The 23,972-nt window shown below is 53.2% G+C and carries 23 protein-coding genes and 2 pseudogenes; 7 read left to right on the top strand and 18 right to left on the bottom strand.

Features of this window, described 5'->3' with window-relative positions; all coding sequences use genetic code 11:
* Nucleotides 1–34: 34 nt before the first annotated feature.
* Nucleotides 35–409: pseudogene (locus ACQ29O_RS01495) on the top strand (MarC family protein); the annotation flags it as partial.
* Here the strand turns inward: ACQ29O_RS01495 and gntU are convergent.
* The 5 genes from gntU to ACQ29O_RS01470 all read right to left on the bottom strand — a co-directional run bounded on the left by gntU (nucleotide 332) and on the right by ACQ29O_RS01470 (nucleotide 5,562).
* Nucleotides 332–1,672 carry a gluconate transporter gene (gene gntU / locus ACQ29O_RS01490; RefSeq protein WP_000105950.1) on the bottom strand — a complete coding sequence of 447 codons (1,341 nt, stop codon included), beginning with the start codon at nucleotides 1,670–1,672 and terminating at the stop codon, nucleotides 332–334. The pseudogene ACQ29O_RS01495 and the gene gntU overlap by 78 nt on opposite strands.
* Nucleotides 1,669–2,202 carry a gluconokinase gene (gntK, locus tag ACQ29O_RS01485; protein ID WP_000108340.1) on the bottom strand — a complete coding sequence of 178 codons (534 nt, stop codon included), beginning with the start codon at nucleotides 2,200–2,202 and terminating at the stop codon, nucleotides 1,669–1,671. Before gntK ends, gntU begins: the two co-directional genes overlap by 4 nt.
* Before the next feature lie 138 nt (nucleotides 2,203–2,340).
* The gene (gene gntR / locus ACQ29O_RS01480) at nucleotides 2,341–3,336 is read right to left on the bottom strand and encodes a gluconate operon transcriptional repressor GntR (RefSeq protein WP_000730243.1); all 996 of its coding nucleotides are present in this window, start codon (nucleotides 3,334–3,336) and stop codon (nucleotides 2,341–2,343) included.
* Between the two features lie 369 nt (nucleotides 3,337–3,705).
* A complete protein-coding gene (locus ACQ29O_RS01475; protein ID WP_000639781.1) occupies nucleotides 3,706–4,401 on the bottom strand; it encodes a pirin family protein in 696 nt (231 codons plus the stop codon).
* A gap of 123 nt (nucleotides 4,402–4,524) precedes the next feature.
* Nucleotides 4,525–5,562, bottom strand: coding sequence for an oxidoreductase (locus ACQ29O_RS01470; RefSeq protein WP_000172390.1), 1,038 nt, complete (start codon nucleotides 5,560–5,562; stop codon nucleotides 4,525–4,527).
* A 466-nt stretch (nucleotides 5,563–6,028) separates the two neighbouring features.
* On the opposite strand from ACQ29O_RS01470, the gene yhhY reads away from it, so the two are divergent.
* From yhhY to ACQ29O_RS01445, 5 genes and pseudogenes are all read left to right on the top strand, one after another.
* On the top strand, nucleotides 6,029–6,517 hold the full coding sequence (gene yhhY, locus ACQ29O_RS01465; protein WP_001290277.1) for an N-acetyltransferase: 489 nt from the start codon (nucleotides 6,029–6,031) through the stop codon (nucleotides 6,515–6,517).
* Between the two features lie 263 nt (nucleotides 6,518–6,780).
* A complete protein-coding gene (locus tag ACQ29O_RS01460; RefSeq protein ID WP_020937269.1) occupies nucleotides 6,781–8,010 on the top strand; it encodes a PfkB family carbohydrate kinase in 1,230 nt (409 codons plus the stop codon).
* Nucleotides 8,007–8,768, top strand: a complete 762-nt coding sequence (locus tag ACQ29O_RS01455) for a glutamine amidotransferase (protein ID WP_001066509.1) — start codon at nucleotides 8,007–8,009, stop codon at nucleotides 8,766–8,768. The genes ACQ29O_RS01460 and ACQ29O_RS01455 overlap by 4 nt, the downstream gene beginning before the upstream one ends.
* 53 nt (nucleotides 8,769–8,821) lie before the next feature.
* A complete protein-coding gene (locus tag ACQ29O_RS01450; RefSeq protein ID WP_020937268.1) occupies nucleotides 8,822–9,793 on the top strand; it encodes a DMT family transporter in 972 nt (323 codons plus the stop codon).
* Nucleotides 9,790–10,823: pseudogene (locus ACQ29O_RS01445) on the top strand (phosphotriesterase family protein). Before ACQ29O_RS01450 ends, ACQ29O_RS01445 begins: the two are co-directional and overlap by 4 nt.
* A gap of 44 nt (nucleotides 10,824–10,867) precedes the next feature.
* Here ACQ29O_RS01445 and ggt read toward each other — a convergent pair.
* A complete protein-coding gene (gene ggt, locus ACQ29O_RS01440; protein WP_000805107.1) occupies nucleotides 10,868–12,610 on the bottom strand; it encodes a gamma-glutamyltransferase in 1,743 nt (580 codons plus the stop codon).
* A gap of 125 nt (nucleotides 12,611–12,735) precedes the next feature.
* Between ggt and ACQ29O_RS01435 the strand changes: the two genes are divergently transcribed.
* The gene (locus ACQ29O_RS01435) at nucleotides 12,736–13,152 is read left to right on the top strand and encodes a DUF2756 family protein (RefSeq protein ID WP_000826040.1); all 417 of its coding nucleotides are present in this window, start codon (nucleotides 12,736–12,738) and stop codon (nucleotides 13,150–13,152) included.
* Between the two features lie 12 nt (nucleotides 13,153–13,164).
* On the opposite strand, the gene ugpQ is transcribed toward ACQ29O_RS01435, so the two are convergent.
* The 12 genes from ugpQ to livK all read right to left on the bottom strand — a co-directional run bounded on the left by ugpQ (nucleotide 13,165) and on the right by livK (nucleotide 23,948).
* The gene (ugpQ, locus tag ACQ29O_RS01430) at nucleotides 13,165–13,905 is read right to left on the bottom strand and encodes a glycerophosphodiester phosphodiesterase (RefSeq protein WP_000073555.1); all 741 of its coding nucleotides are present in this window, start codon (nucleotides 13,903–13,905) and stop codon (nucleotides 13,165–13,167) included.
* Nucleotides 13,902–14,972: a sn-glycerol-3-phosphate import ATP-binding protein UgpC gene (locus tag ACQ29O_RS01425; RefSeq protein WP_000907835.1), complete on the bottom strand. Its 1,071-nt coding sequence runs from the start codon at nucleotides 14,970–14,972 to the stop codon at nucleotides 13,902–13,904. Before ACQ29O_RS01425 ends, ugpQ begins: the two co-directional genes overlap by 4 nt.
* 1 nt (nucleotide 14,973) lies before the next feature.
* Nucleotides 14,974–15,819, bottom strand: a complete 846-nt coding sequence (gene ugpE, locus ACQ29O_RS01420; RefSeq protein ID WP_000572194.1) for a sn-glycerol-3-phosphate ABC transporter permease UgpE — start codon at nucleotides 15,817–15,819, stop codon at nucleotides 14,974–14,976.
* Nucleotides 15,816–16,703, bottom strand: coding sequence for a sn-glycerol-3-phosphate ABC transporter permease UgpA (gene ugpA, locus ACQ29O_RS01415; protein ID WP_000099303.1), 888 nt, complete (start codon nucleotides 16,701–16,703; stop codon nucleotides 15,816–15,818). Before ugpA ends, ugpE begins: the two co-directional genes overlap by 4 nt.
* Nucleotides 16,704–16,807: 104 nt before the next feature.
* Nucleotides 16,808–18,124 (bottom strand): sn-glycerol-3-phosphate ABC transporter substrate-binding protein UgpB, encoded by a 1,317-nt coding sequence (gene ugpB / locus ACQ29O_RS01410; protein WP_000624755.1) that lies wholly within the window; start codon nucleotides 18,122–18,124, stop codon nucleotides 16,808–16,810.
* A gap of 258 nt (nucleotides 18,125–18,382) precedes the next feature.
* Nucleotides 18,383–18,751: a type II toxin-antitoxin system death-on-curing family toxin gene (locus ACQ29O_RS01405; RefSeq protein WP_000174964.1), complete on the bottom strand. Its 369-nt coding sequence runs from the start codon at nucleotides 18,749–18,751 to the stop codon at nucleotides 18,383–18,385.
* Nucleotides 18,748–18,969, bottom strand: a complete 222-nt coding sequence (locus ACQ29O_RS01400; RefSeq protein WP_001522145.1) for a type II toxin-antitoxin system Phd/YefM family antitoxin — start codon at nucleotides 18,967–18,969, stop codon at nucleotides 18,748–18,750. Before ACQ29O_RS01400 ends, ACQ29O_RS01405 begins: the two co-directional genes overlap by 4 nt.
* 130 nt (nucleotides 18,970–19,099) lie before the next feature.
* Nucleotides 19,100–19,813 carry a high-affinity branched-chain amino acid ABC transporter ATP-binding protein LivF gene (gene livF / locus ACQ29O_RS01395; protein WP_000416114.1) on the bottom strand — a complete coding sequence of 238 codons (714 nt, stop codon included), beginning with the start codon at nucleotides 19,811–19,813 and terminating at the stop codon, nucleotides 19,100–19,102.
* Between the two features lies 1 nt (nucleotide 19,814).
* A complete protein-coding gene (gene livG / locus ACQ29O_RS01390) occupies nucleotides 19,815–20,582 on the bottom strand; it encodes a high-affinity branched-chain amino acid ABC transporter ATP-binding protein LivG (RefSeq protein ID WP_000082080.1) in 768 nt (255 codons plus the stop codon).
* Nucleotides 20,579–21,856: a branched chain amino acid ABC transporter permease LivM gene (livM, locus tag ACQ29O_RS01385; protein WP_000803764.1), complete on the bottom strand. Its 1,278-nt coding sequence runs from the start codon at nucleotides 21,854–21,856 to the stop codon at nucleotides 20,579–20,581. Before livM ends, livG begins: the two co-directional genes overlap by 4 nt.
* Nucleotides 21,853–22,779, bottom strand: a complete 927-nt coding sequence (gene livH / locus ACQ29O_RS01380) for a high-affinity branched-chain amino acid ABC transporter permease LivH (protein WP_045161962.1) — start codon at nucleotides 22,777–22,779, stop codon at nucleotides 21,853–21,855. Before livH ends, livM begins: the two co-directional genes overlap by 4 nt.
* Nucleotides 22,780–22,838: 59 nt before the next feature.
* Nucleotides 22,839–23,948, bottom strand: a complete 1,110-nt coding sequence (gene livK, locus ACQ29O_RS01375) for a high-affinity branched-chain amino acid ABC transporter substrate-binding protein LivK (RefSeq protein WP_000822976.1) — start codon at nucleotides 23,946–23,948, stop codon at nucleotides 22,839–22,841.
* Nucleotides 23,949–23,972 lie beyond the last annotated feature (24 nt).

Here is a 23,972-nt window from a genome sequence, read left to right as displayed (position 1 = left end):
GTGAAATTAATCAATGATAGCGAAGCCATCAGTAATGCGACTTATCCTGCCTTACCGCGCAAGCAGAAAGTCCAGTGGCGATTATCAGGGAATTTGCGTTAGGAAGGGAATCATTTCCGTCGCTGTTTTATTGATCCTAATTATGGATCAGCGTAGAAATTTGCCTGCTTTTATGCGCGTACTGAAACATGGCGAGGCAAAATGTCGTTGGGCGATTGCCATGCACACCTCAATAAAAAAACCGGGTAGCGATTACGCCTTACCCGGCTTACGGTATCGATATGTGCCCGTTTCCAGGCCCGGTAAGCACAGCGCCACCGGGCAACAAGACTCAGCTCAGCAGTTGGAAAGCAATCATCCCGACAATCGCGCCGACCGTGCCGAGGATAGTTTCCATCATCGTCCAGGTCTTCAGCGTCTGCGCTTCGGTCGCGCCGGTAAATTTACCGAACAGCCAGAAGCCGGCGTCGTTAACATGAGAAACCACAATTGAACCGCCGGCGATACAGATAGAGAGCGCCGCCATCTGCGCGCCGGAGAAATTCAGTTGCTCAATGACCGGCATCACCAGACCGACCGCGGTTAAACACGCCACGGTCGCGGAACCCTGAATGATGCGCACCGCCGCCGCCAGCACAAAGCAGGTAATGGCAATCGGCAGTCCCATGCCGGTTAACGCTTCGCCCAGCGCCGGGCCGACGCCGGAGTCAACCAGTACCTGTTTAAATACCCCGCCTGCGCCAATCACCAGCAGAATAATGCCCGCCGGTTGTAGCGCGTGGCCGCAGATTTCCATCACTTTGTCTTTCGGCATCCCCTGGCGCATCGCCAGGCCGTAAATCGCTACCAGACAAGCGACCAGAATCGCAGTGAAGGGGTGACCGATAAACTCAAACCATTCGTAAGCGGTGGAACCTTCCGGCACAAAACGCGCGGCGATCGTTTTCAGCCCTACCAGCACCAACGGCAGCAGAATCAGCGACAGGCTGAAGCCGAAAGAAGGCATTTTACCTTCACCCAGATGCGGCTCGGTAATGTCGTCAGGAATACGCAGCTCAACATAACGGCTGATAAAATTCCCCCACAGCGGCCCGGCGATAATCATGCCAGGAATGGCGGCGCACAGCCCAATCAGGATCATCCAGCCGAAATCAGCATGCATCTGGGAAGCCAGCAGCATCGGCGCAGGCCCAGGCAACAAAAACGCCGCGGCTGCCGCCACGCCCGCAAACAGCGGAATGACCAGCTTCACCAGGTTTGTGCCGGTATGACGCGCCATAGAGAATGCCACACTTATCAGCAGCACAATCGCCACTTCAAAGAACAGCGGAAGCGCACAAATCAGCCCGGCCAGGCCAATCGCATAGTGCGCGCGGTTATGACCAAAGGATTTAAGCATTTTCACGGCTATCTGATCGACCGCGCCGGTTTCATGCAGAATCTTGCCGAACATCGCCCCCAGCGCGACCACAATCGCCAGGAAGCCCAGCGTGCCGCCCATCCCTTTTTCCATGGTCGCGGCGATTTTATCAAGCGGCATCCCTGAAAAAAGCCCCGCGCCCATTGAGACGACCATTAACGCGACGAAGGCGTGCATACGCGCCTTCATCACGAGAAACAGCAGCAGTAAGACGGAACCGACGGCGGTTAAAACCAGTGTTAATGTACTCACAGCGTACTGCCTTTATTGATGACCTCAATGGTGCTCGCCACGACGTCTTCCAGCGGCTGGTCGATATCCACCACCAGAACATCGCGTTCGTCGGCACCCGGCTCTTGCAGCGTTTCAAACTGCGTCACCAGCATCTGGGTTTTGAAGAAATGACCTTTGCGCGCTTTCAGACGGCTTTCAATGACGTCGAAATCACCTTTCAGGTAGATAAAGGAGAGGTTCGGGTTTCCCTCGCGCAGCAGGTCACGATAATGTTTTTTCAGTGCGGAACAGACGATCAGCGAGATTTTATTGGTTCGCTGCATCGCGAAAGCGGCGTCGTTCAGCGCCTGTAACCACGGTTTGCGGTCATCATCATTCAACGGCTCGCCGGAAGCCATTTTTTCAATATTGCAGCGCGGATGCAGAAAATCGCCGTCCAGAAACGCGGCATGAAGCTGATGCGCCACGGCGCTTGCGACAGCGGATTTACCGCTGCCTGATACGCCCATCAGAACGTAAACGTGGTGATCATGATTAGTCGTGCTCAAAGCGGGCCCCCACTCTACAAGTTGCAAAATTTGTTACGGGTAACTGTTATCGGTAACATTGTCCAACCGCACCATTCACGACGCAATGACCATTCGTGCCAAAAGTGAATAAGTGTGAGCTACTTCAAAGTTGTCAGACTAAATAGATCCGCCCGGTGACAAGGTGAAACCTAAATCTAACATTTTCGGCGTGACCGTTTCGCCGCGAATGCGGGCTAACAAACGTTCCGCGCCAATGCTGCCCATTCGCTCGCGCGGCGTCAGGACGCTTGCCAGACGCGGTTCCATCACCTGGCCGATGTCATGACCGTGGAACCCGGCGATCGCCATGTCGTCCGGGATTTTTAGCCCCAGGCGCTGGCATTCGAAGGCCGCCCCCACCGCCAGGTCATCGTTGGTGCAAAAAATACCGTCAAGCTGTGGGTATTCGCGTCGCGCCTGGCGCATGAGTTCGATACCGGAAGAGTAGGATGAAGATTGCTCCATCATCACACTGTAAGGAACCAGGCCTGAGTCCCGCATCGCCTGTTCATAGCCCTTCTGCTTGATGATAGTACGTTCGTCGAGGCGCGCCCCCAGATAGGCGATATGACGATGACCACGCGCGATAATCGCGGCGGTCATCTGACGGGCGGCCTCGAAGTTGTCAAAACCGACGGCAATATCGAGACACGGCGACTGGCTGTCCATCAGTTCCACCACCGGAATCCCGGCGACTTCGATCATTTTTAAGGTGCGCGGCGTATGGGTACGCTCAGTGAGGATCAGGCCGTCGATATTCCAGGAGAGCATCGATTCCAGGCGCTCCTGCTCCATCTCCGGTTTATAGCCGTAGTGCGCCAGCATGGTTTGATAACCATGCGCGTCGGTGACAGCCTCAATGCCGCGTAACACTTCCGCAAAGACCTGGTTGGTTAAAGACGGCAGCAGAACGCCAATGGCGCGGCTGGTGGCGTTGGAAAGAATGTCAGGCGCGCGATTAGGAATGTACCCGAGCTCATCAAGCGCAGCCGCAATTTTACCCCGCAGCGCGACGGAGACCTGCTCCGGATTACGCAAAAAACGGCTGACCGTCATTTTGGTCACGCCCACGCGGTCGGCTACATCCTGAAGTACGGGTCTTTTCTTTTTCATCGTCCTGAAAGGTATAAAAGGGATAGATTTGCCCAGTTTACCACGGACGTGCGTGAACCTTCGCAGAGAAAAAAGTCGTTTTTTTATTGTGAGAAATACACAAAATCATTCGAGTTGCATCAAGGCGGCGACGCAGTGACAAATTCGTCAGGAACGAATTTGAACAACCGAAGGTTGCCTCTGGTGAGGGACAAGGATGTCCCTCAGTAAATCCCCGGGAGCGTACATTAAGTATGCGACCGGGGTGAGCGACAAATCTGCCGGGAGCAGATTTGAACGCTGCTCGCAGCGGCCCCGAAGGGGCGAGGCCTATGGATGGGCCGAGTAATAAAGCCAACACAGATGCGGCTTGAAGGATGACGTGTATTTTTAGACTGGCGGCAAGTCAAACAACAACACTTCACTGTCGCTATCGGCATGAATCGAGATTGCCTGCTCATCCCAAATCGCCAGGCCGTCGCTGGTGGTGGCTTTAGTACCGTTAATGGTCACGTTACCTTTTACCACCTGGATCCAGACGCGGCGCTCAGCGGCAATCTGATGCACCGACTGCTCATCTTTGAGCAGCGCCCAGCGGTACAGCTCCATATCCTGGTGGACCTTCAGCGAACCATCGCGAGCATCTGGCGAAAGCACCAGTTGCTTGCCCTGCGCGGCGTCGAAGCGGCGCTGTTCGTAGCGCGGCATGATGCCTGTTTCTTGCGGAATGATCCAGATCTGGTACAGCCGCAGACGATCCGTTTTGCTCGGGTTGTACTCGGAGTGGCGAACGCCGGTCCCGGCGCTCATAATCTGGAATTCACCGGCCGGAACCTGTTCTTTATTGCCCATACTGTCCTGGTGTTCTACGGCACCTTCCAGCACATAGGTCAAAATTTCCATGTCTTTATGCGGATGCGTGCCGAACCCCTGGCCTGCGTCGATCACATCGTCGTTAATCACACGCAGCGCCGAGAACCCCATAAAGTTCGGATCGTAATAATCGGCAAAAGAAAAAGTATGCCAGGAGTCAAGCCAGCCATGATTCGCATGACCGCGGTCGTTTGCTTTGCGTAAGTAGATCATTGTGTTCATCCCCAGATGTTTTCGATGGAATAAGTGTGGACTCATTCCGTCCGGGATCATAGAGGGTGAAAATTGACTCCTCTGTTCAAAAAATATGAATAAGCGCAGAGGAGTCTGTAAGGGCTATTTAGCGAGGGTTATCGTCGCAGGCGATGCCTGTTCGAAAGCACGCTCGAGGATTTCCAGGTTGGTAAGAACTTCAGATTCCTTGACGTAATTAGGCGTACCGACGGTCAACGTCTGGTACAGCGCATCATAGACGCGACCATAGTCACCCGTTTCCGGTTTCACCTCTTCTTTCACGGTCACGCCGTCATCGTTAACATATTCCAGCACGCCGACGGATTCGTCAGCGGCGAAACCGGGTTCACCGGGCATAATGTTCGCTTTCAGGCTGGTTTCTTGTTGATCGATACCGTATTTCACAAACGAACCTTTGGTGCCGTGAACAATAAACTTCGGATAGTCGATTTTCACCAGATGGCTGGTTTTAACGATAGCCTTCAAATCGCCATAAAACAGTTGCGCTTCAAAGGTGTCATCCGGATTCGCTTTATTACGCAGGCTACGAATGTCATACGCGACATGATCCGGGCGGCCAAATAGCGAAATAATTTGATCCATGGTGTGGACGCCAAGTCCATAGAATGCGCCGTCCTGCGGCAGGCCCGGTTTGGTTTCTGCTACCGGGCGGTAATAATCGAAATGGCTTTCAATTTCGACAATCTTGCCCAGTTTGCCGCTCTCTATCGCTTTTTTAGCCGTGAGAAAACAGGAATCAAAACGACGATTCTGATACGGCGTAACGGTCAGTCCTTTGCTTCGCGCCAGGTCGAACAACACTTTTGCCTCCGCCAGCTTCGGCGTGAAAGGTTTCTCAACCGGCACATTTTTACCCGCTTCCAGCGCGCGTTTGGCGTATTCGAAATGGCTGTCAGCATGCGTACAGACGATCACCAGCTTTACCTGCGGATCGCCCAACACCTCATCCAGATCGTTGGTGAAGTGAATATGTGAATACTGTGGCGCCTGCTCTTCCGGTTTAGCGTGACGACGGAAAATATGCGCGACATGCCAGGTATCTTTACGATTCAGAACATAGGGGAGATGGTAACGGGTGGTACTTTTGCCGAATCCAATAAATGCGCAGTGTAAGGTCATGAGACGATCCTTTTGAAGATGATTGTTTACACCATAGCGCAAAGCGTGAGGAGACTGAATGTTGGATTCTTTGCCGGATGCGGCGTTGCCTTTTTGGGCCTACAAAAGCAGATGCCTCAAGATCGGGCGTAAGTGGCGCAGGCAGATTGTTCACGGCAAGCGCGCAGGGCCCGGAGCGTACTAAATGTACGTGAGGAGCACGAGCACTTCCCGGGGACAAAATGACAAGTAAGCCAGGCTGAAACAAAACCCAAAAAAAAGCCAGCAAAAGCTGGCCAAAATAATACTGGAAGCAATGTGAGCAATGTCGTGCTTTCAGGTTCTCCGTAGGGGTTCCCCTGAATGCAAGGCAATAATAATCATTCTCATTCGCACTTGTCTACTTCTTTTTGCAAAAAAATGCAGTTGACGGAATTTTCTTTCTCAGCGAGTGTAAATACACAATTCCCCCTGCAGGAGATAAGGAATGAGTGAAATAGTGATACGCCACGCTGAACCGAAAGATTACGACGCCATTCGTCAGATCCACGCCCAGCCGGAGGTGTACCACAACACGCTACAGGTTCCTCATCCTTCCCTCGAAATGTGGCAGGCGCGGCTAACCGAGCAAGCCGGGGTTAAACAACTGGTTGCCTGCATTGACGATATTGTCGTTGGCCATCTTTCTATTCAGGTCACCCAACGTCCCCGTCGCAGCCACGTGGCCGATTTTGGTATCTGCGTGGATGCCCGGTGGCACAATCGTGGCATTGCCAGCGCGCTGATCCACACCATGATCGACATGTGCGACAACTGGCTGCGCGTCGAGCGTATTGAGTTAACGGTGTTTGTTGATAACGAGCCCGCGGTGGCGGTGTATAAGAAGTACGGCTTTGAAATCGAAGGCACCGGTAAGAAATACGGCCTGCGCAACGGTGAGTACGTTGATGCGTACTTTATGGCGCGCGTGAAATAGCGCTTCCCCGCCCCACCCTGTGGGGCGAAACGTCACAAACCTTCACAACATCCCAGTTATTGCAACCTACTTCCCCTATATCAAAACAATAACCACCTGAATTTCATGGTTATTACCGCTTTAAGCTTTATCACCGTTTTTTCCGTAATTTTAGCAATATTAATATTACATTTTTGTTTTTTTTGGTTTCTGCCATCACTTTATGGTGACAATCACAACAATATACTCCTCCCGGGACTAATTTAACCACGGTGAGGTAAAAAATGAAATTTGAACGCCATCATAGAATATTGAAGGAACTCAGTATTTCGGGAGTTGTAAAAGTTTCAAATCTGGCGAAAAGTCTCAAGGTAACAAAGGAAACTATTCGTTCAGATCTCAATGAACTTGCCGGACAGGGATATCTTACTCGCTGTCATGGTGGTGCATTTATTACCCTTGATTCTCTTGATAACGTCGCAAAAAATGAAATTGCTTATGTGCTGGAAAAATATGAATCAGCGCAGAAAATAAAAAAAGGTCTCTCTGCCATGAAAAATAATGTATGTGTTATTGGCTCGTTCAATGTTGATATCATCAGTTATCTACCGAGATTACCCTCAACGGGAGAATCATTGCTGGCCGATAAATTTATTTTTTCACCCGGCGGTAAGGGATGTAATCAGGCATTAGCAGCAAGCTATGCCGACTCTGATGTGCATTTTATTACTAAAGTCGGCTCAGATCATTTTAGTGATTACGCCATTAATTTTATAAACTCATCAAAAATCCATAAAAGTGTTATCTACCAGACCAAAGAAACACAAACAGGTACAGCAACCATCATGGTGAATGGAGATACCGGAGATAACGTCATCGCTATCTACCCTGGCGCCAACATGACAATTTCCCCTGATGAAATCACCATTCAGAAAGAAGCCATTGTTCATTCAGATATTGTTCTTGTCCAACTGGAGACGAATTACGAAGCGCTGCAGCAAACAATTCGTCTCGCACAAAAAAATGACATACCGGTCATCATCAATCCAGCGCCGTACAATGACATGGTTAACACCATCATTGATAACATTGACTATATTACGCCAAATGAAACGGAAGCAGGCCTGCTGGCCAATATGGCGGTTAATGATATCGAATCAGCCAAATGCGCGGCCAAAATTATTCACCAGAAAGGCGTCAAAAATACCATTATTACGTTAGGTAGCAAAGGTTCGCTTGCTTATGATGGCACACAATTCATCTATTCCCCGGCATTTCCGGCGGTTGTAAAAAATACTGCGGGAGCGGGTGACGCTTTCAATGGCGCACTCGCATCTGGTCTTGCAAAAGGAAAGTCACTGGCATCCGCATTGTGCTACGCCAGCGCATTTGCCTCACTTGCGGTTGAAACGCCTAATGCCTCTGATATGCCGGAAAACGACTCCGTTCTTCATCGTATTCAGGGTTCACATTACAAACTATCTCTACTCACTAAATCAAGGAGCAGACTATGAACAATACGCAGAAAAAACTAAAGGTGCTCTTTATTGGAGAATCCTGGCATATTCATATGATTCATTCAAAAGGTTATGACAGTTTCACCTCCAGTAAATATGAAGAAGGCGCTACATGGTTACTGGAATGCTTGAGGAAAGGCGGCGTTGATATTGATTACATGCCTGCCCACACGGTACAAATTGCCTTTCCAGAGAGTATTGACGAATTAAACCGTTACGATGTGATTGTTATTAGCGACATTGGTAGTAATACCTTCCTGTTGCAAAACGAGACATTTTATCAGCTAAAAATAAAACCAAACGCTCTGGAGTCCATTAAAGAGTACGTCAAAAATGGCGGTGGACTACTCATGATTGGTGGCTATCTGTCGTTCATGGGTATTGAGGCAAAAGCCAATTATAAGAACACCGTTCTTGCTGAGGTTCTGCCAGTTATTATGCTTGATGGCGATGACCGGGTAGAAAAGCCCGAGGGTATCTGTGCTGAGGCTGTCTCACCTGAACATCCTGTTGTTAACGGGTTCTCAGATTATCCGGTATTTCTTGGATATAACCAGGCCGTCGCCAGAGACGATGCCGATGTCGTATTAACAATAAATAATGACCCATTGTTAGTGTTCGGTGAATACCAGCAGGGTAAAACCGCCTGCTTTATGAGTGACTGCTCCCCACACTGGGGAACCCAGCAGTTTATGTCATGGCCGTTTTATACCGACCTGTGGGTCAACACGCTTCAATTCATCGCCAGAAAATAAAAAACAATGGAGTAACGAAAGTTACTCCTTTTATAAAATATAAGGATTGATGTATGAACAAGAATAAGTACTCAACCCCCTTACTGATGCTTGCCACCATCTTAGCCGGTATGCTTTCCCCGATGCAGTCTGCCGTTAATGGGCAGTTAGGACATTGGTTACAAGACGGTAATGCTTGCGCAGTAATCTCGTTTGCCAGCGGTCTGGTCGTCATGTTTTTTATTATTATTGCGCGCAAAGAAACACGCCAGCAATTCGCCTCAATCCCTACTCTGATTAAAAAGAGAAAAATCCCGCTATGGAATTGGTTTGCAGGATTATGCGGGGCGATGGTCGTATTTTCTGAAGGCGCATCCGCCAGCGCGCTGGGCGTTGCCACCTTTCAAACGGCATTAATTTCCGCTCTGCTTCTTTCCGGCCTGCTGTGCGACCGTTTTGGCATCGGTGTGGAGGAGAAGAAATATTTTACGCCATGGCGCATTACTGGCGCATTATTCGCCGTTATCGCCACCATTTTTGTCGTGTCGCCACAGTGGCACTCAACCTCGTTTATCCTGCTCGCTATCCTCCCCTTTTTGGCAGGGTTACTCGCTGGCTGGCAGCCTGCGGGAAATGCGAAAGTCGCCGAGACAACGGGCTCCATGCTGGTGTCCATTACATGGAACTTCATCGTCGGCTTTTGTGTCCTGGGCGCGGCGCTGGCGATACGTATCGCATTAGGCCATGTCACCATTCAGTTACCCGATACATGGTGGATGTATCTCGGTGGTCCGCTGGGTCTGCTGTCCATCGGGCTAATGGCGATTCTGGTGAGAGGCTTAGGGCTATTGATGCTGGGCGTAGCGTCAACAGCAGGCCAACTGCTTGGCTCAGTGCTAATTGATGAATTGATCCCTTCATTAGGCAATACGGTCTACCTGGTCACCATCATCGGTACGCTGTTCGCGTTAGTCGGTGCGATTGTGACCACCATCCCTGAATACAGAGCATCCAAAATGGCGCAAAGAATAGAGGTGTCAGAATGAAAGGTTTCCTGCAAACCGTAACAGGCCCGGTGGCGCATACGGATATGGGGCTGACGCTACCGCATGAACATCTGTTTAACGATCTGTCTTCGGTCGTAGACGAGCCACATTATGCTTTTTCACAGCAACTGGTGGGAAAGAAAGTCAGTGCTGACCTGCAGTGGGGGCTGAAACACGACCCATACTGCTGCGCCGATAACATGGACCGCAAAGAGATTGATGATGTTATCTTCGAAATCAATAATTTTATGTCTTTAGGCGGCAGGACGATTGTCGACGCCACCGGATCAGAATCCATTGGACGGGATGCCTCAGCGCTGCGAGAAGTTGCCTTAAAAACGGGTTTGAATATCGTTGCGTCATCCGGACCTTATCTGGAGAAATTTGAAAGTACCCGGATCCATAAACCTGTTGAGCTGTTAGCCTCACTCATTGATAAAGAACTGAATCAGGGTATTGGCGAGACGGATATTCGCGCTGGCATGATCGGTGAAATCGGCGTATCCCCCGCGTTTACCCAAGCGGAGCGTAACAGCCTGCGGGCAGCGTCTCTGGCACAATGTAACAACCCCCATACGGCGATGAATATCCATATGCCGGGGTGGCTGCGGCTGGGGGATGAGGTGCTGGATATCGTGCTGGAAGAAATGAACGTCTCTCCGGCAAAAGTCTCGCTGGCGCATTCGGACCCTTCAGGAAAAGATGTCGTCTATCAACGTAAAATGCTCGACCGTGGCGTATGGCTTGAATTTGACATGATTGGTCTGGACATCACCTTCCCAAAAGAAGGTGTCGCGCCGGGCGTTCAGGAGACCGCAGATGCAGTAGCGAATCTGATTGTACTGGGTTACGCCGACCAAATCGTTTTAAGCCATGATGTTTTCTCAAACAGATGTGGGCGAAAAATGGCGGAAATGGCTGGGGGTTTGTCCCGAATGTCTTCCTCGCCTATCTGGCTGCTCGCGGAGTAGACAACGATACTCTGCGCAAGCTTTGTATTGATAATCCAGCCCGATTACTCACGGCATAATCTGCAAATAGCCCGGTGTCTGACACCGGGCCTGGAATTAAAAATCAGTATCCCGCCGTTAAATCATCCACCGAACGCGGGTCAGACGCACCGTACAGTTCGCCATCCGGGCCAACCATAATACTTTGGGTACTGCCCATCGCTTCTTTCAGCGCGACTTTCTGCCCTTTCTGTTCCAGCAACTTCAGCGTATCGGGACTGAAGCCCTTTTCTACCCGCAGTTCGTCCGGCAACCATTGATGATGGAAACGCGGCGCGTTGGTCGCTTCGGCGACGTTCATGCCGAAATCAATGCTGTTCACTACCATTTGCAGTACGGTAGTGATGATTCGACTCCCGCCAGGGCTGCCGGTCACCAGCCAGGTTTTGCCGTCTTTTACCACGATAGTGGGCGACATCGACGACAGCGGACGCTTCTTCGGACCGACCGCGTTAGCATCGCCGCCCACCAGGCCATAAACATTAGGTACACCGGGTTTAGCAGAAAAATCATCCATTTGATTATTCAGCAGAATACCGGTATTTCCCGCCACAATTCCTGTGCCGAAGGTGGTGTTCAGGGTATAGGTCACCGCCACAGCATTGCCGTCTTTATCCACCACCGAGAAGTGGGTGGTCTGGTTGCTTTCATACGGGGCGAGCTTGCCCGGTTTTATCTGGCTGGAAGGTTTGGCCTTGTTGATATCAATTTGATCGGCCAGCGTTTTCGCATAGGCTTTGTGGGTCAGCGCCTGCCACGGCACTTTCACAAAGTCCGGATCGCCCAGATACTCTGAGCGGTCAGCGTAGGCGTATTTTTCCGCTTCCGCCATGATTTGCATGGCATCGGCGCTGCCAAAGCCGTACTTCTTCATGTCGAAATTTTCAAGAATATTAAGGATCTGTACGATGTGAATACCGCCCGAGGATGGCGGCGGCATGGAGAAGACCTGATACCCGCGATAGTCACCGCTGATTGGCGTACGCTCAACGGCTTTATAGTTGGCTAAATCCTCTTTGGTCATCAGACCGCCGTTCTTCTGCATTTCTCCGGCTATCTGGTCAGCAATCGCCCCTTTATAAAACGCATCCGGGCCGTTTTCGGCAATCATTTCCAGGCTTTTCGCCAGATTCTTCTGGATCAGCTTATCGCCTTTTTTCAGCGGCTCGCCGTCTTTCCAGAAAATGGCTTTGCTGTTCTCATGGTTGGGGATCACTTCGCTGCCGTAAGTTTTTAAGTCGTCGGCCAGCGCATCGTTAACCACAAAACCCTCTTCCGCCAGCTTCATCGCCGGACGCACCACTTTATTCAGCGGCATCGTGCCGTATTTCTCCAGCGCCAGCGAGAACCCCGCCACGGTACCCGGCGTACCGGATGCCAGATGCGACGTCAGCGACTTTTTCGCATCGGCGTTACCCTGATCGTCGAGGAACATATCACGGGTCGCGCCAGCCGGCGCCATTTCACGAAAATCAATCGCCGTAGTGTTACCGTCTTTGGTGCGCAGCAGCATAAATCCCCCGCCGCCCAGATTCCCGGCTTGCGGATGCGTGACAGCCAGCGCATAGCCCACGGCGACGGCGGCATCCACGGCATTACCGCCCTGCTTTAAGATATCCACGCCAACCTGCGTCGCCATTGCATCCACCGAGGCCACCATCCCTTGCGTCGCCCGCACAGGATGAAAGACATCTTCTTCAACACCATAGGAGACTGGCGGCGCGACGGGAGGATTGGCCACCGCGCTAAACGTCCCCCCGGCCAGCAGAGCGGCGATCGCCACCCAGCGCATAAACGTTGGTTTCATCGTTGTTTTTCTCCAGATAAATGGGTGTATGTCCCGTTTAATCCTGGTCCACAACGCTTAAAAAATCATCATCATGGCGAAATAGAGGTACACTTAAAAAGAGGCCTCATCGGGAGGAGACGACAATGAAACGCTTACTACTTATTACGGCTTTGTTACCCTTTGCTGTATTGGCCCAGCCAATTAACACTATGAATAATCCTAATCAGCCAGGTTATCAGATCCCCAGCCAGCAGCGTATGCAGACGCAGATGCAAACGCAGCAGATTCAGCAGCAGGGTATGTTGAAACAACAGATGCAAACGCAGGCGCGCAGCCAGCAGCAAAATCTACAGTCGCAGTTGAATGCCAATACGCAGCGGGTTCAGCAGGGACAGCCGGGCAACGGTATGCTCGGTCAGCAAACGCTGCCCAATACGCAGGGCGGAATGCTCAGCGGCAGCGGAAATCCGGACCAGATGCTAAACCATTCCCAGCCAATGTTGCAGCAGGACAGCGGGACTCCGCAGCCTGACATCCCGCTGAAAACCATCAGCCCTTAAAACTGACGGCCCTTAAAACTGAAAGTGAGGGCCGATGTCATCAATGCGATCGGTGCAGATACAATCCACGCCCCAGCGCAGCAGCTCTGCCGCCCGCTGGGACTGATTGACGGTATACACCAGAATCCGCAGACCCGCGGCCTTAATCTCTTGCACTCGCGTCTCATCGAGTAATTTATGGTTGAGATGGAGGGAAACACAGCCCAGACGGGTCGTCAGTTCACGCCAGTCTTCACGCCATTTATCCAGCAGTAACCCGCGCGGCAGTTCAGGTGCTGCCGCCTGCGCCGCTTCCAGCGCCTCTATCTCAAAGGAAGAAAGCAGCGGCGGCGTCATCCCGGCCCACAGTTCGCGGGCGGCCGACGCCACGACGCGTCCTGTTAGCCTTCCGCTCCCCGTTGTCGGTTTGATCTCAATATTCGCCATCATGCCGTGTTTACGGCAGCGCTCCGCCACCTGCGAGAGCAACGGCAGCGGCTCGCCTTTAAATTCGCCGCTAAACCAACCGCCAGCGTCCACACGCAATAAATCCTGCCAGTTCAACTCGCCCGCCACGCCCCAACCGTTGCTGGTGCGCTCCAGGTTATCGTCATGCAGCAGGAAAATTTCGCCGTCTTTCGACAGCTTGGCATCAAACTCAATCATGGTGTGCCCGTATCGCGCGCCCACGTCAATCGCCGCCAGAGTGTTTTCCGGCGCCAGTTTACCGCCGCCGCGATGGGCGACAATGTGGGGATAAGGCCAGTTACTCATACACGTTGTCCTGTTTCGCCATCAAAAAGATGCCGCTGATGTTCCGGCAGATGCAGCCATAGCATACTGCCCGCCGCCGGGCGTTGCTGATGCGCCAACCGCACCACCAGTTTCTGATCGCCCCAGCGCCCATGCGCCAGATTATCCGCGCCCAGAATCTCCAGCGTATCTACCGTTAGCGGCACGCCGCCTTCCGCCTGCGAGCTTAACGCAATATGCTCCGGGCGGATACCCAGCGTCATTTTACGTCCGGCATGACCCCGATAGCCCGCACCAATCGGCAACGCCAGACCGCCAGGCAATTCGAAACGGTCGCCGGAAGCGCTGATAACACCATCCAACAGATTCATCGCCGGGCTGCCAATAAAGCTCGCCACGAAGCGACTGGCCAGTTTTTCATACACCTCTACCGGCGTGCCAATCTGTTCTGCGACGCCTTTATTCATCACCATCACCCGCTGGGCCAGCGTCATCGCCTCTACCTGATCGTGAGTAACATAGAGCGAGGTGGTACGAAGACGACGATGCAGATGTTGTAACTCCAGACGCATCTGCACACGCAGCTTGGCGTCGAGGTTAGAGAGCGGTTCGTCGAATAAGAAGACTGCCGGTTCGCGGACGATCGCGCGCCCCATTGCCACGCGCTGCCGTTGACCGCCGGAAAGCTCGCGTGGACGGCGTTTAAGCAGGCCGTCCAGCTCCAGAATGCGCGCCGCCTCCCGCACGCGTTCTTCAATATGCGCTTTGCTCATACCGCGAATTTTCAGCCCCCACGCCATGTTCTCCTCTACGCTCATATGGGGATAGAGAGCATAGTTCTGAAATACCATCGCGATGCCGCGATCTTTGGGCTCCATCTCGGTGACACGTTTGCGATCAATCCAGATATCGCCGCTGGTCACGCGTTCCAGACCGGCCACCATCCGCAACAACGTTGATTTGCCGCAGCCGGACGGCCCGACCATCACGATAAATTCGCCATCCGCCACGTCCAGCGTTAACGGTTGAATGACCTGGGTTTTGCCGTCCCAGCTTTTGGTTACTGCCTGTAGTTTTAAACCAGCCATTTTATTTCTCACTATCGACCAAGCCACGCACAAACGCGCGCTGCATGGCTAACACAATTACGACCGGGGGAATCAGAGTCAGCAGCATCGCGGCCATCACCTGGTTCCATTGCGTGGTACCTTCGCCGGTGGCGATCATCCCTTTGATACCCGCTACGGCAGTGCCAAGATTCACGTCGGTGATAATCAACAGCGGCCACAGATACTGGTTCCAGCCGTAGATAAAGGTGATGACGAATAACGCCGCCAGGTTGGTTTTTGACAGCGGCAACACGATGTCGCGGAAAAAGCGCATCGGCGACGCGCCGTCAATACGGGCCGCCTCCACTAGTTCATCCGGAAGCGTCATAACGAACTGACGAAACAGGAAAGTGGCGGTAGCGGACGCCATCAGCGGTAGCGTCAGACCGGCATAGCTGTCGAGCATTTTCAGGTTGGCGATCACTTCCACCGTCGGGAAGATACGCACTTCAACCGGCAACATCAGGGTGATAAAAATCATCCAGAAGAACAGGTTACGCAGGGGAAAACGAAACCAGACGATGGCGAATGCGGAAATCATAGATACCGTGATTTTGCCTACCGTAATGCTGAACGCCATAATGAAACTGTTAAGCATCATCAGCCAGAATGGCGCGCTATTAACACCGACGCCGTTGACCCAAATAGTTTTGATATTCTCCAGTAACTGCGTGCCGGGAAGCAGCGTCATCGGCGTCTCAAACACCGCGCGGTCGTCCAGCGTCGCCGCGACAAACGCGACATACAGCGGAAACAAAATGACCGCGATCCCCAGAATCAGCATGGTATGGCTGAATATTGTCAGCCCGCGACGATTCTCTATCATTGGTAACGCACCTTACTTTCCACATAGCGGAACTGCACCACCGTCAGAATGATGACGAGGAACATCAACACCACCGACTGCGCGGCGGACGCCGAGAGATCCAGGCCGGTAAACCCTTCGCGATAGATCTTATAAATCAGCGTCGTGGTGGCTTGTACCGGCCCGCCGGCGGTCGCGGCGTCAATCACCGGGAAGGTGTCGAAAAAGGCGTACACCAGGTTGACCACCAGCAGGAAGAAACTGACCGGCGCAATAAGCGGCAAAGAAAGCCGGAAGAAACGACGAATCGGCCCGGCGCCGTCAATGGCCGCCGCTTCCACCAGCGAGCGGGGAATGGATTGCAGCGCGGCAAAGAAGAATAAAAAGTTGTAACTAATCTGCTTCCAGACTGACGCAAATACCACCAGGAACATCGCCTGACCGCTGTTTTGCGCGTGGTTCCAGTCATAGCCGAATTCGCCGAGGAAATGGGTGATTAATCCCCGCCCCGGGTTAAACAGGAAAATCCACAATACGGCGGCGACGGCGGGCGCGACGGCATAAGGCAGCAGCATCAGCGTCTGATAAAAACGGCTGCCGCGCACCACGTAATCCACCAGGGCGGCGAAAAACAACGAGACCAGCAGGCCGCTAAACGTGACCAGCGCGCTGAATTTAATCGTCGTCCAGAAGGCATCGAGATAATAACTGTCGTGAAAAAGCGCGACGAAATTCTCCAGCCCGACAAATTGGCTGGAAAAACCAAACGGATCGACGCTTTGCAGCGAATACCACAGCGCTTCGCCCGCAGGCCAGATAAAGAAAATAACGGTGATAACCAACTGCGGAGCAACCAGTAAATACGGCAGCCAGCGCGAGCGGAACACCGGACGGGATGATGACATGAAGATTCTTTTCCTGGAAGGTGCCGGATGGCGGTGCAAGCACCTTATCCGGCCTACAAACGCTGTAGGCCTGATAAGCGCAGCGCCATCAGGCACTTATACACTTAAGATTTGCTCGCTTTCTCAAAACGACGCAGTAACTGATTCCCGCGATCCACCGCGGTATCCAACGCCTGTTGTGGGGTTTTCTTCCCGGTCCAGACGCTTTCCAGCTCTTCGTCCACGATGGTACGAATCTGCGGCATATTGCCCAGACGCAAGCCTTTGGTGAAGGGTAACGGCGGCTTATTCAACATCTGGCGAGTGGCGATATCCGCACCGGGGTTTTTATCGTAATAACCCTGCTCGCGGGTCAGCTCGTAGGCGGCGGTGGTAATCGGCAGGTAGCCGGTTTTTTGATGCCATTCAGCAGCGTTTTCCGGTTTTGCCAGGAAGTCGAGGAATTTGGCGACGCCGGTATAGGTTTCTTTATCTTTACCCTGCATGACCCATAGGCTGGCTCCGCCGATAATAGCGTTTTGCGGCGCGCCCTTGATATCCGCGTCGTACGGCATCATACCCACGCCATAGTTAAATTTGGCATACTGGCGGATATTGGCGAGCGAGCCGGAGGACGCGGTTGTCATCGCGCAGTCACCGTTATAAAACTTCTCGGTAGACTCGTCCTTACGCCCAACATAGCTAAAATCGCCTTTTTTATTCATCTCTTCCAGCAGCGCGATATGTTTCACCTGCTCTGGCTTATTAAACTCCAGCACCGCATCTGTACCGTCAAAACCATTGTTTTTACTGGCGAAGGGGAGACCGTTCCAGGCGCTGAAGTTTTCCAGTTGGATCCAGCCTTGCCAGCCGCTGGCGTAACCGCATTTCATGCCTGCCGCTCTCAGTTTCGCGGTATAGTCAGCCAGCTCCTGCCAGGTTTTCGGCGGCTGTTCCGGATCTAAACCGGCTTTCTTAAAGGCGTCTTTGTTGTAGTACAGTACCGGCGTGGAGCTGTTAAAGGGCTGGGAGAGCAGATGCCCGCTTTTAGCATCGGTGTAGTAGCCTGCAACGGTCGGTACAAACTGGGACTCGTCAAAGTTAATACCGGCGTCTTTAAACACTTCATAAACCGGCTTAATGGCTTTCGAGGCCATCATGGTCGCTGTCCCAACCTCATAAACCTGCAATATTGCCGGCGCGTTGCCGGTACGGAATGCCGCGATCCCGGCGCTCAGGTTCTGTTCATAGTTCCCCTTATAGACCGGAACGATTTTGTAATCCGGATTGGCCTGGTTGAAACGTTGCGCCAGTGAATCAACTTCTTTGCCTAACTCCCCTTCCATTGAATGCCAGAATGGAATAGTGGTGACGGCCAACGTCTGACCCGTAAATGCCAGACTCAGCGCCAGTCCTAAAGCTGTATGTCGTAACGATATCATCGGTTATCTCTCTTTTTGTGCCGGGATGCGCGATATCACGCGTTTTATGTTCGCGGGGGTAACATGACATGCTCGAATGACAGAAAAATAACTTTTTTATTACAAAAAAAAGATAGTAAGGCGACAGAGAGATGGCAAGGCAGTGAAAGCGCCGGAAAAGAAAAGTGGGAGCTACGGCACGGATAGGTACGACATTATTCCCGGGGGCGGCGCACATGCCGTAACTCAACCAGGCGGAGCGTCGCCGGGATTAACGTCTCAGGCGCGTAAGCGAACGACAATTTGCTCCAGCGTAAGCCGCCCTGCCGCCGCATCGACTGTCATATCGACAAAATCCGGATTCGCAGCGAGTGAGATCCCGTTACGCTTTAAAAACAGCAGCGTAATAAATAAGGCGGTACGTTTGTTACCATCATTGAAGATATGCCCACGGGATATAGCGAGCAAATGCATTGCCGCCAGCAGCCACACGTCGGTCACCCCTTCATATTCGATTTGATTGAGTACCCGGTACATTAGCGCTTCCGCGCGGCCAGGATCAGGCATGCCTGTTACACCAGGCGTAACGCGGAGAAGCCTGTCGTGAAACTGAATTATCTCTTCCGCTGAGATAAGTTGTAGGGTCATTTATCCGCCAGCTCCCTGAGCTCATTGCCATGAACCGCCATAATGGCAGCAAACTCATCATCCATTCGCGCCGTCTGATAACGCTCAAACTCCTCGGCGCTGATGATCACTGCGGACTTATGCCCACGACGCGTGATGGTGACAGGGCCCGCCGTCACCGCGCTTTCCAGGACTTCGGCCAGATTTTGCCGCGCTTCGCTATAGTTAACCGTACGCATAAACATCTCCCCAGTTGTACATGTTTATTGTACAACAAACACGTACAAAAAAAGAGCCATCAGGCTCTTTTGAAAAATTTTACCGCTTGCCGTTACCGGGCGCGGCGCACGCGCTTCCCCCTGGCACAGTCTAACCGCCCAGATAGGCGCTGCGCACCGCTTCGTTCGCCAGCAGTGCATCACCGGTATCGGATAGCACCACGTGGCCGTTTTCCAGCACATAACCGCGGTCGGCGAGCTTCAGCGCCTGGTTAGCGTTTTGCTCGACAAGGAAGATGGTCATACCCTGCTCGCGCAACTGCTCAATGGTGTCGAAGATCTGCTGGATGATGATCGGCGCCAGCCCCAGCGACGGTTCATCCAGCAGCAATAGCCTCGGCTGGCTCATCAGCGCGCGGCCAATCGCCAGCATCTGCTGTTCGCCGCCGGACATGGTGCCCGCTCGCTGGATACGGCGTTCATGCAGGCGCGGAAACAGCTCGTACACCCATTTGATACGCTCCTGAAACCGATCGCGCTCGGCAAAAAAACCGCCCATCGCCAGGTTCTCTTCTACCGTCATCCGCGAGAAGACGCGCCGCCCTTCCGGCACTATCGCCACCGCTTCACGCATGATTTTCGCCGTCTGCCAGTCGGTTATGTCTTTACCGTCAAACACCACCCGTCCGCTGGAGGCGCGCGGATCGCCGCACAAGGTGCCAAGCAGCGTCGTTTTCCCCGCGCCGTTAGCGCCAATCAGGGTAACGATTTCCCCCTGGTTGATGTGCAGACTGACGTCGTGCAGCGCCTGAATCTTGCCGTAGTGGGCGCTGACTTTTTCAAACGTTAACATCGTTTTTTCCATCTTATGCCTCACCCAGATAAGCGCGGATGACGTCCGGGTTGTTGCGGATCTCTTCCGGCGTGCCGTTCGCCAGCGGCGTGCCCTGGTTCACCACGTAAATGCGATCGGAAATGCCCATCACCAGCTTCATATCGTGTTCAATCAGCAAGATAGTGGTGTTGTGATGGTTACGTAGTTCGGCAATCAGCTCATCCAGCTCTTTGGTCTCTTTCGGGTTAAGGCCGGCCGCCGGTTCGTCGAGCATCAGAATTTCTGGCTGCGTCACCATGCAGCGGGCAATCTCCAGCCGGCGCTGGTCGCCGTAGGCCAGATTACTGGCCTGGCGATTGGCATGTTCCAGCAGGCCAATACGCTCAAGCCAAGTCGCCGCGCGGTCCAGCGCTTCACTTTGCGCGCGGCGGAAAGCGGGCGTTTTCAACAGGCCGGAAAAGAGGCCCGTTTTCAATTGCTGGTGCTGCGCCACCAGCAGGTTTTCAATCACCGTCATTTCACGGAACAGACGCACATGCTGGAAAGTACGTACCACGCCCATGCGGGCGATCTGCTGGCCCGGCAATCCTTCCAGATGCCGCTCGCGCAACATGATCGTACCGCCTGTCGGCTTATAAAAACCGGTCAGGCAGTTAAACACCGTCGTTTTACCCGCGCCGTTAGGGCCAATCAGCGACACAATTTCCCGCTCACGCAATTCCAGCGATACATTGTTGACCGCCAGCAAACCGCCAAAGCGCATCATCAGGCCGTTAACCGCTAATAATGGCTGACTCATGCCTGCTCTCCTTTCGCCTGACCACTTTTCAGCTTCAACTGCGGACGCGTCATCGGCAGCAATCCCTGCGGGCGCCAGATCATCATCAACACCATCAAACCGCCGAGCATCAACATGCTGTATTCGTTGAAATCGCGCATCAACTCGCGCGACACCACCAACAGAACCGCCGCCAGGATCACCGCAAACTGCGAGCCCATTCCGCCCAGCACCACAATCGCCAGCACGAAGGCGGATTCGGCGAAGGTGAAAGATTCCGGGCTGACAAAGCCCTGGCGGGCGGCAAACAACGTCCCGGCGAAACCGGCAAACGCGGCGCTGATAGTAAAAGCGGTCAGCTTGATGCGCGTCGGGCTTAAACCTAATGAGCGACAGGCGATCTCATCCTCACGCAACGCTTCCCACGCCCGGCCCAGCGGCATACGCAGCAGGCGGTTAATGACAAACAGCGACAGGACCACCAGCAACAGGGCCACCAGATAGAGGAAAATGACCCGGTCGGATGGGTCGTACTTCACGCCAAAGAAATTGCTGAAGGTATCCCAGCCGCCTTCTCGGGTGTTGCGGCTAAACTCCAGACCAAATAGCGTCGGTTTGGGGATCTGGCTGATACCGTTCGGGCCGCCGGTAATTTCCGTGTTGTTGAGCAGCAGGATACGGACGATTTCGCCGAAGCCGAGCGTCACAATCGCCAGATAGTCGCCGCGCAGACGCAGTACCGGGAAGCCGAGCAGGAAACCAGCAGCGGCGGAGACCAGTCCCGCCAGCGGCAGGCAGGTCCAGAAACCCAAACCATAATAGTGGTTGAGCAGCGCAAAGGTATAAGCGCCGATGGCGTAAAAGCCGCCGTAGCCCAATACCAGCAGGCCGGACAGCCCCACCACCACGTTCAGCCCCAGACCGAGGATGATATAAATCATGGTCATAGTGGCGATATCCACGCTACCGCGCGACACCATAAACGGCCACGCCACGGCGATAACCAACAGCGCCATCAGAAACAGCTTTTGCTTAACGGTAGAGCCATCGATCGCCGGCAGAATAAACTTCGGTCCGGAGACGTGCTTCACCGCTTTCTGGAACATCGGACGCAGCAACTGAAAGAAAAAAACCACTGCCGTACCGATAAAGATCCACTGCCAGCGGATGTCGGCGGCGGTATCCACCACCAGTTTGGTGCCGTCCAGCTCCAGTTGTACGCCCATGAAGACGCCAGCCAGAACGAAGAACATCGCCGCAGAGAACAGAGCCATCGCAATATGCATCGGTTTCATACTTTCTCTACCTCCGGACGCCCCAGGATACCGGTCGGCATCACCAGCAGTACCAGAATCAGCAGAGCGAACGATACGACATCTTTATATTCGGTACTTAAATATGCAGACGAGAGCGCTTCGGCGACGCCCAAAATCAGACCGCCGATCATCGCGCCCGGAATGCTGCCAATACCGCCCAGCACCGCCGCGGTGAACGCTTTCATCCCGGCCATAAAACCGATGTAGGGGTTAATTACGCCATAGAACTGACCGAGTAGCACGCCCGCCACCGCCGCCATTGCCGCGCCGATAACAAACGTTAGCGCAATGACGCGGTCGGTATTAATGCCGAGCAGGCTGGCCATTTTTAGATCCTCCGCGCGGGCGCGGCAGGCGCGGCCCATCCGGGAGTAGCGAATGAAAATGGTGAGCGCCAGCATAGCCAGAAAGGTGACTATCCAGATAACCGCCTGCATGGTGGTGATGGACGCGGAAAAGTTTTCGCTGCTGCCCACAATCCACTGGTCGTTAAACAGGCTGGGTAACGCCACGTCGCGCGAACCTTCCGTCAGGCTGACGTAGTTTTGCAGGAAGATGGACATCCCGATGGCGGAAATCAGGGCAATCAGGCGCTTGGAGTTGCGCACGGGCCGGTAAGCGACTCGCTCGATACTCCAGCCGTAGGCGCTGGCAATAATAATCGCGCCGATAAATCCGGCGGCCACCAGGAGCCAACTGGTGTCTATTCCCATCATCATTAGCGCGGCGATGATCATAAAAGAGACGTAGCTGCCGATCATATACACCTCGCCATGAGCGAAGTTGATCATGCCGATAATGCCGTACACCATCGTATAACCGATAGCAATCAGCGCGTAGGTGCTCCCCAGCGTGACGCCGTTAAACATCTGCTGCAAGAAATAGAGAAACTGCTCGGACATAAGGTAACCTTTTTAAACCCGCCCGGCGTGCGGGCGGTGGGATAACTTATCTTCTGGCATTACTTCGCGACGGTTGACGAGCCGTCGGCGTGCCACTGGAAGACGCCAAATTCAAATCCCTTAAGATCGCCTTTTTCATCCCATTTCAGCGGCCCAATAACGGTATCAGCCCCGTTAGCTTTAAGATCTTTCACCAGATCCAGCGGAGCATGGCTGGCGCTACGCGTCATTGCGGTCGCCAGTGACTGGACGGCGGCGTAGGTGATCCAGACGTACGGACCGCTGGGATCTTTCTTGTCGGCTTTCAGCGCTTCGACAATCGCTTTATTCGCCGGGTCCTGGTCATAACGTTTTGGCATCGTCACCAACATGCCTTCCGCCGCACCGCCCGCAATATTGGACAGCGACGCGTTACCTACGCCTTCCGGCCCCATAAATTGCGTTTTCAGGCCATTAGCCCGCGCCTGGCGCAGCATCTGCCCCATTTCCGGGTAGTAGCCGCCGTAATACACAAAGTCGATATTCTCTTTTTGCAAGCGGGCAATCAGGGCGGAGAAATCTTTTTCACCGGCGGTAATACCATCAAAAAAGACAATATTGGCATTGCCCTGCTTCAGGCCATCCTGCACGGAGCGCGCCAGTCCTTCGCCGTATTGCTGTTTATCGTGAATGATAGCGATGCGCTGCGGCTTCACCGTTTCCAGGATGTATTTCGCGGCCGTTGGCCCCTGGGAGGAGTCCAGGCCGGCGGTACGCATAATGTACTGATAGCCGCGCTGGGTCAGCTCCGGGTTAGTCGCCCCCGGAGAGATCATCAGAATACCTTCATCTTCATAGATATCGGATGCTGGCTGAGTAGAAGAAGAACACAAGTGACCAATAACGTACTGAATACCGTCGTTAACGATTTTGTTGGCCACCGCCACCGCCTGTTTTGGATCGCAGGCATCATCGTACTCTACGCCGACCAGCTTATCGCCTTTAATACCGCCTTTAGCGTTGATGTCTTTAATGGCCTGGCGCGCGCCGTTAAATTCCATATCGCCCCATTGCGCTACCGGGCCGGACATCGCCCCGACTATGGCGACTTTAATATCATCTGCCATTGCCCCCTGCGAGACTGCTAATGCAACAATCCCTGCGATTATTGTTTTCGCTTTCCGTTTCATGTGCCTGTATCCCCATTCGTGATG

The sequence above is a fragment of the Salmonella sp. GDC200615 genome, from assembly GCF_050574145.1.
GTDB lineage: Bacteria > Pseudomonadota > Gammaproteobacteria > Enterobacterales > Enterobacteriaceae > Salmonella > Salmonella enterica.
The sequence above is the reverse complement of the archived record's forward strand: the minus strand, read 5'-3'. Positions and strand labels throughout refer to the sequence as shown.